At 68.5% G+C, this 12,025-nt stretch carries 13 protein-coding genes; 10 read left to right on the top strand and 3 right to left on the bottom strand.

Annotation, left to right across the window (positions count from 1 at the left end):
• The first annotated feature begins 43 nt into the window (after positions 1-43).
• The gene (locus J8I35_RS02700; protein WP_124630967.1) at positions 44-1,009 is read left to right on the top strand and encodes an SDR family NAD(P)-dependent oxidoreductase; all 966 of its coding nucleotides are present in this window, start codon (positions 44-46) and stop codon (positions 1,007-1,009) included.
• Positions 1,010-1,078: 69 nt separating this feature from the next.
• On the opposite strand, the gene J8I35_RS02695 is transcribed toward J8I35_RS02700, so the two are convergent.
• The gene (locus tag J8I35_RS02695) at positions 1,079-2,383 is read right to left on the bottom strand and encodes a HipA domain-containing protein (RefSeq protein WP_209924397.1); all 1,305 of its coding nucleotides are present in this window, start codon (positions 2,381-2,383) and stop codon (positions 1,079-1,081) included.
• Positions 2,373-2,657, bottom strand: a complete 285-nt coding sequence (locus J8I35_RS02690; RefSeq protein ID WP_050017827.1) for a helix-turn-helix transcriptional regulator — start codon at positions 2,655-2,657, stop codon at positions 2,373-2,375. The genes J8I35_RS02695 and J8I35_RS02690 overlap by 11 nt, the downstream gene beginning before the upstream one ends.
• A gap of 498 nt (positions 2,658-3,155) precedes the next feature.
• Between J8I35_RS02690 and J8I35_RS02685 the strand changes: the two genes are divergently transcribed.
• From J8I35_RS02685 to J8I35_RS02645, 9 genes are all read left to right on the top strand, one after another.
• A complete protein-coding gene (locus J8I35_RS02685) occupies positions 3,156-3,866 on the top strand; it encodes an MgtC/SapB family protein (RefSeq protein ID WP_050017828.1) in 711 nt (236 codons plus the stop codon).
• Positions 3,867-3,937: 71 nt separating this feature from the next.
• Entirely contained in the window at positions 3,938-4,363 is a 426-nt protein-coding gene (locus tag J8I35_RS02680; RefSeq protein WP_050017829.1) for a CBS domain-containing protein, read from the top strand.
• 26 nt (positions 4,364-4,389) lie between these two features.
• Positions 4,390-4,659: a DUF2934 domain-containing protein gene (locus J8I35_RS02675; protein WP_209924396.1), complete on the top strand. Its 270-nt coding sequence runs from the start codon at positions 4,390-4,392 to the stop codon at positions 4,657-4,659.
• 35 nt (positions 4,660-4,694) lie between these two features.
• Positions 4,695-4,856: an alpha helical protein gene (locus tag J8I35_RS02670; RefSeq protein WP_069616909.1), complete on the top strand. Its 162-nt coding sequence runs from the start codon at positions 4,695-4,697 to the stop codon at positions 4,854-4,856.
• 649 nt (positions 4,857-5,505) lie between these two features.
• A complete protein-coding gene (locus J8I35_RS02665) occupies positions 5,506-6,378 on the top strand; it encodes a TauD/TfdA family dioxygenase (protein WP_239469038.1) in 873 nt (290 codons plus the stop codon).
• Positions 6,379-6,426: 48 nt separating this feature from the next.
• Positions 6,427-7,458: an ABC transporter substrate-binding protein gene (locus J8I35_RS02660; RefSeq protein ID WP_209924395.1), complete on the top strand. Its 1,032-nt coding sequence runs from the start codon at positions 6,427-6,429 to the stop codon at positions 7,456-7,458.
• Positions 7,459-7,525: 67 nt separating this feature from the next.
• Positions 7,526-8,515, top strand: coding sequence for an ABC transporter ATP-binding protein (locus J8I35_RS02655; RefSeq protein ID WP_089490388.1), 990 nt, complete (start codon positions 7,526-7,528; stop codon positions 8,513-8,515).
• Positions 8,512-9,399, top strand: a complete 888-nt coding sequence (locus J8I35_RS02650; RefSeq protein ID WP_124653424.1) for an ABC transporter permease — start codon at positions 8,512-8,514, stop codon at positions 9,397-9,399. Before J8I35_RS02655 ends, J8I35_RS02650 begins: the two co-directional genes overlap by 4 nt.
• 148 nt (positions 9,400-9,547) lie before the next feature.
• Positions 9,548-10,765: an acyl-CoA dehydrogenase family protein gene (locus tag J8I35_RS02645; RefSeq protein ID WP_089490389.1), complete on the top strand. Its 1,218-nt coding sequence runs from the start codon at positions 9,548-9,550 to the stop codon at positions 10,763-10,765.
• A 30-nt stretch (positions 10,766-10,795) separates the two neighbouring features.
• Here the strand turns inward: J8I35_RS02645 and J8I35_RS02640 are convergent, their stop codons facing one another.
• Positions 10,796-11,983, bottom strand: coding sequence for an LLM class flavin-dependent oxidoreductase (locus J8I35_RS02640; RefSeq protein ID WP_209924394.1), 1,188 nt, complete (start codon positions 11,981-11,983; stop codon positions 10,796-10,798).
• Positions 11,984-12,025 lie beyond the last annotated feature (42 nt).

The following is a 12,025-nucleotide window of genomic DNA, read 5'->3' as shown; positions in this document are numbered from 1 at the left end:
GACGGGCGGCCGCGCGCATCGAGCATCATTCCAGGAGCTTTCGATGACGAGCAGGCAGCATCCCCTTCATTCCGGATTCGACGCGGGATCGACGGCGACCGACGTACTGGCCGGCCTCGACCTGCACGGCAAGACCGCCATCGTCACGGGCGGCCATTCGGGTCTCGGCCTCGAAACCACGCGGGCACTGGCGCAGGCCGGTGCGCACGTTGTCGTCGGCGCACGGAGCGCCGCGGCCGCGCGCGAAGCGACGCGCGGCATCGCCGGCGTGGAGATCGCGACGCTCGAGCTCGCGGACCCCGCGAGCGTGGCCGCATTCGCCGCGCGGTTCGTCGACGCGCGTCGCGACGTGCATGTCGTCATCAACAGCGCGGGCATCATGGCGTGCCCGGAAACTCGCTTGGGCGACGGCCGGGAAGCGCAGATGGCCGTCAATCACCTCGGTCACTACGCGCTCGTCAACCGGCTGTGGCCGGCGCTCGCGCACGGCGACGGTGCGCGCGTGGTTGCGGTGTCGTCGCTCGGGCACCGGCTGTCGCCGATCCGCTGGGACGATATCGATTTCGCGCGCGGTTACGACAAATGGCTCGCGTACGGGCAGTCGAAAACCGCCAACGCGTTGTTCGCGGTGCAGCTCGACGGGCTCGGCGCGCCGTTCGGGGTTCGCGCGTATTCGCTGCATCCGGGCAAGATCGCGACGCCGCTGCAGCGTCATCTGACGCGCGCGGAAATGATGGCGCAGGGCTGGGTCGACGAGCACGGCGTGCCGATCGATCCGACCTTCAAAACGCCTGCGCAGGGCGCGGCAACCCAGGTATGGGCGGCGACGTCGCCGCGCATTGCCGATCTCGGCGGCGTCTATTGCGAGGATTGCGACGTCGCGATGGTGACGCGCGGCAACGAGGAATCGGGCGTGCGGCCGCATGCGATCGATCCGGAGGACGCGGCGCGGCTGTGGGCGTGGTCCGCCGCGGCGACGGGCGTCGATGCCTTTGCCGTGCGCCGTTGACGCCCACGCATTCGCCCGGCCGGGCGCCGCGCGGGTATCGGCGGCGATTCGATACTCGCGCGCGGCAGTCTATCCGCGCGTCTGTCGCAGCGCGCGCCCCATTTCCGCGATCGGCATCGCGACGATCGAATTCAGCAACCGCATTTCCCCGGCGTCCGGATGCGCGATCTTTCGCACTTCATCGAGCGTCTGCTCGACGTGACGATCGAGCGCTTCGAGAAAGCGCTGCAGTTCGCTGGCGGCCGCTTTCTCCCTGAGCCCGAGCGCCTGGCCGAACGCGACCAGCGCATTCGCGTCGATATCGGCGAACCGCGTCGCATTCCCGAGCGGCATCGTCAGCTCGCAGTGCGGCCAGTGATCGCCGCGATGGTCGGGCCGGTGCGTCGGCGTGTGATACACGACCGTGCTGACGATGTCGTAGAACGGCGCGAGCCGGTAGCCGCGCGCGTCGACGAAGAACGACAGGTTCTTCAGGTGCGCGTCGGCATTGCCGACCACCACGTTGAACACGGTCCAGCGGAACACCGACAGACGCGTGAGCGCGCGCGTGCTGGTGCGGTCGATCGCGCGGGCCAGTTCCTGTGCATTCGCCCGCTGGTACTTGAAACCGCGGTCGTAGTTGAGCAGTTGCATCGCGTCGATCGTATGCACGCGCCCGGCCGGTTCCGACGCGACGTCGCGGTCGAACCGGTCGATCACGTAGCAGGCGGACGGCGCGCGCAGGAAATGCACGTCGGGCACGTCGAGCCCCATCTTTTTCGCGAGCCGCATGCAGAAGAACTCGTTGATCGCCGAATGCGGATAGCCGGCCGCGCGCATGTCGGGTTTGAGCAGGTGCATCGACGGTTCGCTGCCGACCGGCTCGAACAGCGCGTAGTCGGGCGCGTTGCCGCGCAGCACCAGCAGCAGCTTCTGCTGCGCGCCGGCCGCCGACATGCGCTTGGGCGCGGTGGCCGTCAGCGCGCGCTCGGGCATCGCCTGGATCCGGCGCTCGAGTTCGTCGAGCGGCAGCGGCTGCAGGCCGCCGGGCGTTTCCTGCTCGCCGTCGGCCAGCAGCGTCAGCGCGCCGGCCGATTCGCGGCCGAAGTACGCGAGCAGGCCCCACGCGTCGGCGGCATCGACCTTCGCCTCGCGCGCGAGCGACGTGCGCATGCCTTCCTCGGGCAGCAGGTTGTCGAAGAACCACTGGACCGGGCGATCGGTCGACGTGTCGGTGAACACGTCTGCGCGCAGCGCAAACGCCGGCGACAGCGGATACGCGGCCGGCGACGCGAGCCATTGCGGGGCGTACGCGAACGACCAGATTCCCTTGTCGTCGGTCAGCGTGCCCATGCGCACGCCGTTCGCGGACGCGATCAGCGTTCTAGCCGCCATAGCTGCTCCTGCGGCGTTGTGCGGCCTTCAGCGCGGTGGCTTCGGAGATCTCGATCGACGACTCCGCGTACAGCCGCACGCCGAGCTCGCTCAGCAGCAGCATGACCTTGCCGATTTGCGCGGTCGGTTTGCCGGCTTCCACCTGGCTGATGAATTTCGGCGACAGCCCGGTCGCGTTCGCGAGTTCGTCCCGCGTGAATCCCTGCTGGATTCGCGCCGCGCGAATGAAGTGGGCGAGCGCGCCGATCGTGTCGACGGATTGGGACTCCGACATGACGTTCTCCGTGCTTCGTATCTGATCGGGAACAGTATTGCATAACTCGCGGGGTTGGGCAGCAGTTCGTATTCGTACGGGAACGAACGGATGATCCCGACGGCTCGGATGCCATTTCGTTCCCAATCGGGAACGAAATATCGGGAAAAGGGGCGTAGGACCAGTATTCGTATCCGATCGGATGCGAAGAGAAGGGACGTGGGCGCCTTCGCATGCGCGTCCGACCGGCCACGCCGGATCGTGCGCGCGGCGGATGGCTGCAGGGGCCGCCGGCTTGCCGCCGTCCCGTGCGCGGAGTGGCGACGCGCGATCGTTCCGCGAAGAACGTCCGGACCGTAGCCGCGGTGGCAAGGTGTGCGCAGCACGCGCCTTTCTACAATTTCCTCCGACGTACTACACGCGTCGCCCCCTCGGGAAAGCAGGCCCGATCCTTGCGCCGCGCTGGCGTCGTCGGCGGCGTTCGCGCCCCGACGCACGCCGATTTGCATGGGAGGGCGCATGGAACCGATGCCGGTCGTACTGCAGTGGCACGACGTTCTGGTCAGGATCGCGCTGGCGCTCGTCGCGGGTGGGTTGATCGGCGTCGATCGCAGCGAATCCGGCAAGACGGCCGGCCTGCGCACGACGATCCTCGTCTGCCTCGCCGCGTGCCTGTCGATGCTGCAGGTCAATGCGCTGCTGCTGCAGGCGGGCAAACCGGAGGGCGCGTTCTCGGTGCTCGACCTGATGCGGCTGCCGCTCGGCATCCTGACCGGGATGGGCTTCATCGGCGGCGGCGCGATTCTTCATCGCGACGGCCTGGTGTCCGGCGTCACCACGGCCGCGACGTTGTGGTTCGTGACGGTCATCGGGCTGTGCATCGGCGGCGGCCAGTTGTCGCTCGGTGCGGTCGGGCTCGTCCTCGCGCTGCTGGTCGTGTGGCCGCTGCGGTTCGTCGAGCAGCGCTTGCGGCGCGTCAGGACCGCGCTCATCACGGTCGAGTATCCGGTGGGCTCGGCTGCGCGCGAACAACTGGCCGCGAAGCTGCGCGACGCGGGATTCACGTGCCGGACAAAAAGCTTTTGCGAAACGGCCGCACGCGCGGTGCGAGAGGAGGAATTATTCGTGCAGTGGCGCGAAGCGACCGGCGCCGACGTGATGCTGAAGCAACTGATGCGGATCGTCGAGTCGGCCGGCCTGACGTCGGTCCGTTGCTCGACGGAGAACTGACGCGCGCGGCCGCCGGAACGCGCGATGCTCGTGCAGCAGGCCGCCGTGGGCGGTTTATCAAGGAGCGAAACATGACACGTGTATCGGAAGTGATGACACGCGACGCCGCGACCGTCGGTCCGACGCAGAGCCTGCGCGAGGCGGCCAAACTGATGAGCGACCTCAACGTCGGTGCGCTGCCCGTCTGCGACGGCACGCGGCTGATCGGCATGCTGACGGACCGGGACATCGTCGTGCGTGCGGTGTCGATGGGCGTGCCGCCGAACGAGTCGATCGAGGGCGTCGTCAGCGGGCCCGCGAACTGGTGTTACGAGGACGACGACATTTCGGCGGTGCAAAAGAAGATGGAAGACGCGCAGATTCGCCGCGTGCCGGTGGTCGACCGGCAGAAGCGGCTGGTCGGCATCGTCGCGCTGGGCGATCTGGCGACCGCCGCGGACGGCGCGATGTCGTCGACGCTCGGCGCGGTATCGGCGCCGTCGCGCCCGGATCGGTGATCGCCATCGCAGACAAGGAGAACGACATGAACGAAGACAGGGAAACGCAGATCCGCGAGCGTGCGTACCGGCTGTGGCAGGCGGACGGCGCGCCCGACGGCCGGGCCGACGAATACTGGCAGCGGGCCGAGCAGCAACTCGATGCCGAGGGCGGCAGCGCGGACGGAAGCGGCGAGCAGGCGGTGGACTCGCCGGTCGATCAGTCCGCGAAGCGCCGCATTCCGGGCGAGCCGCTGCAGGACGTCGATGCGGTGCCGACCGGCGAGGTCGAGCACGAAAGGCGACGCACGCGGTGAAGCGCGGGTAATCGCAAGCCGGAAGGAGAACGAAGATGACGGCGCACGCAGGAGAGAAAGCGGAAAAAACCGGTGACTTTCGATGCGAGAAATGCCACCGGTCGACGCACGTGCAGGCGGGACACCCGATCCCGAAGTGCCCGCACTGCGGTAACGGCACGTACGGCGAGCGTACGCGCGAGCCGGGCAACAAGTAGGCAGGGCGCACGTCGCATCGCGCGTGCCGCGTTGCGTTTTCGCATCGACGCTGCCACGCGCGTTGGGGAGGCTGCGCCGGATGACGCGCCACGTGTAATTTCTTTGGCGGATTCATTCGCTTGGGGTGCGACCGGGCAGTCCGACGACGGCATGTCGCTTGCTGGAAGCGTTGTGGGCCGCCGTGCCACCCATCGCGGCGCGGTGCGGCGCAACGTATTCAGCATCCGCACGGGGAGAAATTCATGACCCGTGACAGTGAACGACAGGACAGCGCGTCGCCCGACGCGGCACGCGAGGCCGCCGACGTACCGAACCGGCGCAACCCGACACCCGGCGGCGAATCGACCGCGCGCCCCGGCATGGGGCGTCGGTCGGTGCGGGGCAGCCATAGTTGGCTGCGCGGCGCGGGGTGCCGCGGCAGGATGCGGGCGGAACCTCCATTGCCACCAGTCGGACGATTCCACGCCCGATCGTCGACGTATGCGCGAGCAGCGATCTTTATCGCCGCAGCAGATAAACGTATCCGAATCGCTTCGTTGACGCACGCCGGCACGGCCTCGTAGATTCGCGTTTTGACCGAATCAGGGCCGTGCCGTGACGACTCCCACCCTCCGCGACGCCGCAACGCTTTCCGCCGGGCATCCCGCCCTGCGGCCGGACGGCGCGGCGCAGCATTTCGACATCGTGCCGTTCGACGCGCCGCTCGGCGCCGAGGTGATCGGCGTCGACCTGTCGCAACCGCTCGACGCCGACGATTTCGCGCGCATCCATCGCGCGCACCTCGATCACCACGTATTGGTGTTTCGCGACCAGCGCATCACGCCGGACGAGCACATCGCGTTCAGCCGCCGCTTCGGCCCGCTGCAGATCCACGTGCTGCACCAGTTCGCGCTGGCCGGCCATCCGGAAGTGCTGATCGTGTCGAACATCGTCGAGAACGGCAAGCCGGTCGGGCTCGGCGATGCCGGCCATTTCTGGCATTCCGACCTGTCGTACAAGGAAAAGCCGAGCCTCGGCTCGCTGCTGCACGCGCAGGAACTGCCGGCCGAAGGCGGCGACACGCTGTTCGCGAACATGCATCTCGCGTGGGACACGCTGCCGGCCCATCTGCGCCGCGCGGTCGAGGGGCGGCGCGCCGAGCATACGTATCTTGCGCGCTACGCGGAATTGCAGGCGCGCAGCCCGTGGCGGCCGAACCTGTCGCCCGAACAGATCGCGCAGGTCGCGGCGGTCGTGCATCCGGTCGTGCGCACGCATCCGGAAACCGGCCGCAAGGCGCTGTTCGTCAGCGAGCATTTCACGACGCGCATCGTCGGGCTGCCCGACGACGAAAGCCGCGCGCTGCTCGACGAACTGTTCGCGCACAGCGTGCGCGCCGAGCACCTGTATCGGCACGCGTGGCGCGACCACGATCTGGTGTTCTGGGACAACCGTTCGCTGATGCATCTCGCCGCCGGTACGCCCGACCACCTGCGCCGCAAGCTGTACCGCACGACGATCGAAGGCGACGCGCCTTTCTGAGCCGCGCGCCGCGTCATTCATTTCCGCCTCATCCCGACCGGAGTTCCGATGTCGTTTTCGTTATTGCCGGCGCGTCGCGCGCTGGCGGCCACGCTCACCGCCGCGCTCGCCTTCGCGGGCGCACTCATCCCGCAAGCCGCGCATGCGGAGGGCCGCATCCGCATCGCCGAGCAGTTCGGCGTCGTCTACCTGATGCTGAACGTCGCGCGCGACCAGCAACTGATCGAGAAGGAAGGGCGCAAGGCCGGCCTCGACATCAAGGTCGACTGGGTGCGGCTGTCGGGCGGCGCGGCCGTGAACGACGCGCTGCTGTCCGGCGCGGTCGACGTCGCAGGCGCGGGCGTCGGCCCGCTGTTGACCGTGTGGGACCGCACGCGCGGCCGGCAGAACGTGAAGGGCGTCGCGTCGCTCGGCAATTTTCCGTACTACCTCGTGAGCAGCAACCCGAACGTGAAGACGATCGCCGACCTGAGCGCGAAGGACCGCATCGCGGTGCCGGCGGTCGGCGTGTCGGTGCAGTCGCGCGTGCTGCAGTACGCGGCCGCGAAGCAGTGGGGCGACAAGCAATTCGACAAGCTCGACGCGCTCACGCAGGCGATTCCGCATCCGGACGCGACGGCCGCGATTCTCGCGAACAGCAACGTGATCACCGGCCACTTCGGCAATCCGCCGTTCCAGGAGCAGGAACTGGCTGGCAACCCGAACGCGCACATCGTGCTGAATTCGTATGACGTGCTCGGCGGCCCGAGCTCCGCGACGGTGCTGTATGCGACCGAGAAATTCCGCGACGACAACCCGAAGACCTATCGCGCGTTCGTTGCCGCGCTCGCCGACGCCGCCCGGCGGATCGCGGCCGATCCCGAGCGCGCGGCCGATACCTATATCCGCGTGAACGGGTCGAAGATCGATCGTGCGCTGCTGCTGAAGATCCTGCGCAATCCGCAGGTGCAGTTCAAGACCGCGCCGCAGAACACGCTGCCGCTCGCGCAGTTCATGCATCGCACCGGCGCGATTCGCAACGAACCGAAATCGTGGCGCGACTACTTCTTCGACGATCCGGCGACGGCGGGCGGCAGCTGAGCAGCGCCGATGTTCGGGCGCCGCGATCGACGCTTATGCGTCGGCGCGGTTTCGATATGCGCAATCGATGGTTGGTCCGCACGGCGCCCGGCCGTATGTTGATGGTTTTCCCGCAAGAGATTCGATCGTGAACGCCACTTCTCCCCGAACCTGGTTGCCGCCGTATGCGGCACGTGGCGGCGCGTCGCCGGCCGCGCCGGCCGTGGCCGATACGCGTGCCGACGATCGCCCGGCCGCGAACGCCGCGCAGGCCGGCACGCACAGCGAACGTCTGCTGGCGATCGACCAGGTCAGCCTCGAATACCGCAGCGGCGCGCGGATCGTTCGTGCGACGCATCAGGTGAGCTTCGACGTGTACGGCAGCGACCGCTTCGTGCTGCTCGGCCCATCGGGCTGCGGGAAGTCGACGCTGCTGAAGGCGATCGCCGGCTTCATCGAGCCCGTCGCGGGTTCGATCGCGCTCGACGGCCGGCCGGTGCGCGGGCCGGGGCCCGACCGCATCGTCGTGTTCCAGGAATTCGATCAGTTGCCGCCGTGGAAGACGGTCATCGAGAACGTCGCGTTTCCGTTGCGCGCCGCCGCGAAGCTGTCGCGCGCCGAAGCACGCGAGCGCGCGCTGCACTATCTCGACAAGGTCGGCCTCGGCACGTTTGCCGACGCCTATCCGCATACGTTGTCGGGCGGCATGAAACAGCGCGTCGCGATTGCGCGGGCGCTGGCGATGCAGCCACGCGTGCTGCTGATGGACGAGCCGTTCGCCGCGCTCGATGCGCTCACGCGCCGCAAGATGCAGGCGGAACTGCTGCGGCTGTGGGATGAATTCCGCTTCACGCTGCTGTTCGTCACGCACTCGATCGAGGAGGCGCTCGTGGTCGGCAACCGGATTCTGCTGCTGTCGCCGCACCCGGGCCGCGTGCGCGCGGAGCTCAACAGTCACGAGCATTCGCTCGACAACGTCGATACCGGCGACTTCCGCGACAACGTCGCACGGATCCATCGCCTGCTGTTCGACACCGACGCACCGCACGTACCGACGACGGAGGACGCCGCATCATGAGTACGATCGATCCGGCCGTGCCGCCGCTGCCGCCCGTGCGTGCCGAATATACGCGCACGCTCGACACGCTGCCCGACGCCGAGCGCGCGGCGCCGGCGCCGCTGCCGCGCCGCATCGCCGGTGCCGCATGGTTTCGCCGCAGCGTCATCGCGCTCGTACTGATCGCCGCATGGGAGATCGTCGCGCGCATCGTCGCGAACGATCTGCTCGTCCCGACCTTCGGCGCGACGCTGGCCGCGTTCGTGCAGGGCATCGAGTCGGGCGAACTGCTCGTGAAGACCGGCATCTCGATGTCGGTGCTGCTGCGCGGCTATGCGCTGGGCGTGCTGCTGGCGTTCGCGCTGACGTCGCTCGCGGTATCGACGCGCATCGGCCGCGATCTGCTGACGATGCTCACGTCGATGTTCAATCCGCTGCCGTCGATCGCGTTGCTGCCGATCGCGCTGCTGTGGTTCGGGCTCGGCACCGGCAGCCTGCTGTTCGTGCTCGTGCACGCGGTGCTGTGGCCGCTCGCGCTGAGCATCTATACCGGCTTCGTCGGCGTGCCCGCCACGCTCAAAATGGCCGGGCGCAACTACGGGCTCACGGGCCTGCGCCAGATCGCGCTGATCCTCGTGCCGGCCGCGCTGCCGTCGATCCTGTCGGGGCTGCGCGTCGGCTGGGCCTTCGCGTGGCGCACGCTGATCGCCGCCGAGCTCGTGTTCGGCGCGAGCGCGGGGCAGGGCGGCCTCGGCTGGTACATCTTCCAGAATCGCAACGAGCTGTATACGGACCGCGTGTTCGCCGGTCTCGCGGCCGTCATCGTGATCGGGCTGCTGGTCGAGAACCTCGTGTTCGATACGCTCGAGCGCGTGACCGTGCGGCGCTGGGGCATTCAGCACTGACGGCGTCCGTACGCGATCAATCCCGGCGCGGGCATAACGTAAGCTGAAATCGGCTTTTTACGCGCGGCGGGGGCGTCCCTATACTTGCGGACACCGTGTCGCGCGCTGCCGCGACACGCCCCGATCTCCCCGAACAAGGACCTGCCGAATGACTGCCCGTGATGCCGTCGATCCGCGCGACGCATTGCGCGACGCGCTTGCCGCGCTGCCCGATCTCGCGACCGCGATCGGCCAGGACGCCGCGCAACGCGAGGCGCGTCGCGAACTGCCGTTCGAAGGGTTCGCGATCTTCCGGCGCTCGACGCTGGGTGCGCTGCGGATTCCGGTCGCACGCGGCGGCCTCGGCGGCACGCTGGTCGACCTGTTCGAGTCGATCGCGACGCTCGCGGCCGCCGATTCGAATCTCGCGCACGCGCTGCGCATCCACTACGACCAGACCGAGACGCTGCGGCTGTCGCCGCGCACGGCGTTCAACGACGTGCAACTCGAGCGCGTGCTCAGCGGCGCGATCTTCGGCGGCGCGTCGACCGAGCGCGGTACGTCGCGCCCGGGCGAGAACACGACCGTGCTGCGCCGCGACGGCGACCACTACCGCGTGACGGGCCGCAAATACTATTCGACGGGCACCGCGTTTGCCGATTTCGCGCGCATCAACGTGGAGAACGAGCAGGGCGACGCGCTCGCGGTGATCATTCCCGTCGCGCGCGATGGCCTGCAGGTGCTCGACGACTGGGACGGGATGGGCCAGCGCATGACCGCGAGCGGCAGCCTGTTGCTGAACGACGTGCAGGTGTTCGCGGACGAAGTGGCCCCGCGGGACGGGTCGACGCTCGTCGGCCGTCATTGCGGCGCGCTGCGGCAGCTTCATCTCGTCGCGACGGGCGCCGGCATCGTGCGCAACGTGGTGGCCGATGCACGCCGCTACGTGCTCGAGCACGGCCGGCCCGCGCTGCACAGCCCCGCGCCGACCGCGCGCGACGATCATTTTGTTCAGCAGATCGTCGGCGAGCTGTCCGCGCATAGTCACGCGATCGACGCGCTCGTACGAGAAAACGCACGCGCGCTCGACCGCTCCGCCGACGCGATCGAAGCAGGCGCGGCCGATGCGGATGCGCTCGTGCTCGACAGTGCGCTCGCGACCGCGCGCACGCAGCTGATCGTCAGCAAGCTCGCGCTGCATGCGGCCGAGCGGCTGTTCGAAGTGGGCGGCGCATCGGCGACGGCGCGCGAGCACAACTTCGATCGCCACTGGCGCAACCTGCGCACGATCTTCAGCCACAACCCGTTGTTGCACAAGGCGCGCGTGATCGGCGACTACGTATTGAACGGCGTGACGACGCACCTGACCGAAGGGCGCGTGTTCTGACGACGGCCGGCGACTGCTGCTGCGCCGTCGTCAACGCCGCAAGCCGGCTTCGCGCAGCAGCGGCAGCACGCGCTCGCCGAAGAAGTCGAGATCGGGCTTGAAGTCGTAGAAACTCAACTGGATACCGTCGATACCCGCGCGGTGCAGCCGTACGATGGTATCGGCGACTTCTTCCGGCGAGCCGGTGATCGAGATGTTGCCGCCGATCGCGCGCGCGGCGGCTTGCGCCCGCTGCTCGAACCCACCGCGCCACGCATGTGCGTCGCTGTCGAAGCGGTGGAAGCTGCCTTCGTCCGCATGCGCGACGATCGCGTCGCGGTACGCGCGCGCTTCGGCCGCGGTTTCGCGGCAGATCACGAGCGGATTGAGCAGCGTGCGGATCGTGCGGCCGCGCGCGGCGGCGGCAGCCTTCACGCGTGCGGTATGCGCGGGCAGCGCGTCGATCGCGCGTTCGGCGTCGGGGCCGGCCGGGCTCGTGACGAACACGATGTCCGAATAGCGTGCGGCGAACGCGATGCCCGCATCGGAACCCGTCGCGTTGATCAGCAGCGGGCGACCGTAGCGCGGCTTCGGCGTCACGAATGCGCCGCCCAGTCGCCAGCTCGACAGTTCGGGCGTGTAGCTGAAATTATCCGGTTGCGCCCACAACTGCTGGACCGCGTCGAGGAATTCCGCGGCCATCTCGTAGCGCCGGTCGTGTTCGATCCGGTTCCAGCCGAACATCTCGTGTTCGATCGCGCGGTGGCCGGTCACCACGTTGATGCCCCAGCGCCCGCGCGAGATGTGGTCGAGCGTCGCGGTGAACTTCGCGAAATGCAGCGGATGCCACGGCCCGTAGAGTACGTGGCTCGTCGCGACGAGGATGATCCGCTCGGTGCGCGCGGTCAGCGCGGCCAGCGTCATGAACGAGTCGAGCGCGTGGCCGTCGAACACGCCGCCGTAGCCGCCTTTCGGCAGCCACTGCGACAGCGCGAACACGAGATCGAAGCCGAGCGCTTCGGCGCGGGCCACGAGATCGGCGTTGTAGTCGAACGTCCAGTCGGTCGAGCGCGGCAGCGTCGACGCGCTCCAGCCGCCGGCCTGGATCGGCAGGAACAGCCCGAGCATCAGCGGCTGCGCGAGCGTGCGCGACACGGGGCTGTCGGGGAAATCCGCCGGCGAACGAACGTCGACGAACGGCGACGGCGCGAGCGGGGCGGTGACGGAGCGATCGCTCATCACGGGGTCCTTGCTGAAAGGGGCGACGCACTGCGCGCGGGT

Source organism: Burkholderia sp. CpTa8-5 (assembly GCF_017815045.1).
GTDB classification, from domain to species: domain Bacteria; phylum Pseudomonadota; class Gammaproteobacteria; order Burkholderiales; family Burkholderiaceae; genus Burkholderia; species Burkholderia sola.
This window is presented reverse-complemented; position numbering and strand designations above follow the sequence as displayed.

What these genes read in the sequence shown, in the direction of transcription:
- J8I35_RS02645 (WP_089490389.1), top strand. Translation starts at nt 9,548, where the DNA reads ATGACTGCCCGTGATGCCGTCGATCCGCGCGACGCATTGCGCGACGCG.
- J8I35_RS02700 (WP_124630967.1), top strand. Translation starts at nt 44, where the DNA reads ATGACGAGCAGGCAGCATCCCCTTCATTCCGGATTCGACGCGGGATCG.
- J8I35_RS02660 (WP_209924395.1), top strand. Translation starts at nt 6,427, where the DNA reads ATGTCGTTTTCGTTATTGCCGGCGCGTCGCGCGCTGGCGGCCACGCTC.
- J8I35_RS02690 (WP_050017827.1), bottom strand. Translation starts at nt 2,657, where the DNA reads ATGTCGGAGTCCCAATCCGTCGACACGATCGGCGCGCTCGCCCACTTC.
- J8I35_RS02685 (WP_050017828.1), top strand. Translation starts at nt 3,156, where the DNA reads ATGGAACCGATGCCGGTCGTACTGCAGTGGCACGACGTTCTGGTCAGG.
- J8I35_RS02675 (WP_209924396.1), top strand. Translation starts at nt 4,390, where the DNA reads ATGAACGAAGACAGGGAAACGCAGATCCGCGAGCGTGCGTACCGGCTG.
- J8I35_RS02655 (WP_089490388.1), top strand. Translation starts at nt 7,526, where the DNA reads ATGGTTGGTCCGCACGGCGCCCGGCCGTATGTTGATGGTTTTCCCGCA.
- J8I35_RS02640 (WP_209924394.1), bottom strand. Translation starts at nt 11,983, where the DNA reads ATGAGCGATCGCTCCGTCACCGCCCCGCTCGCGCCGTCGCCGTTCGTC.
- J8I35_RS02695 (WP_209924397.1), bottom strand. Translation starts at nt 2,383, where the DNA reads ATGGCGGCTAGAACGCTGATCGCGTCCGCGAACGGCGTGCGCATGGGC.
- J8I35_RS02650 (WP_124653424.1), top strand. Translation starts at nt 8,512, where the DNA reads ATGAGTACGATCGATCCGGCCGTGCCGCCGCTGCCGCCCGTGCGTGCC.
- J8I35_RS02670 (WP_069616909.1), top strand. Translation starts at nt 4,695, where the DNA reads ATGACGGCGCACGCAGGAGAGAAAGCGGAAAAAACCGGTGACTTTCGA.
- J8I35_RS02680 (WP_050017829.1), top strand. Translation starts at nt 3,938, where the DNA reads ATGACACGTGTATCGGAAGTGATGACACGCGACGCCGCGACCGTCGGT.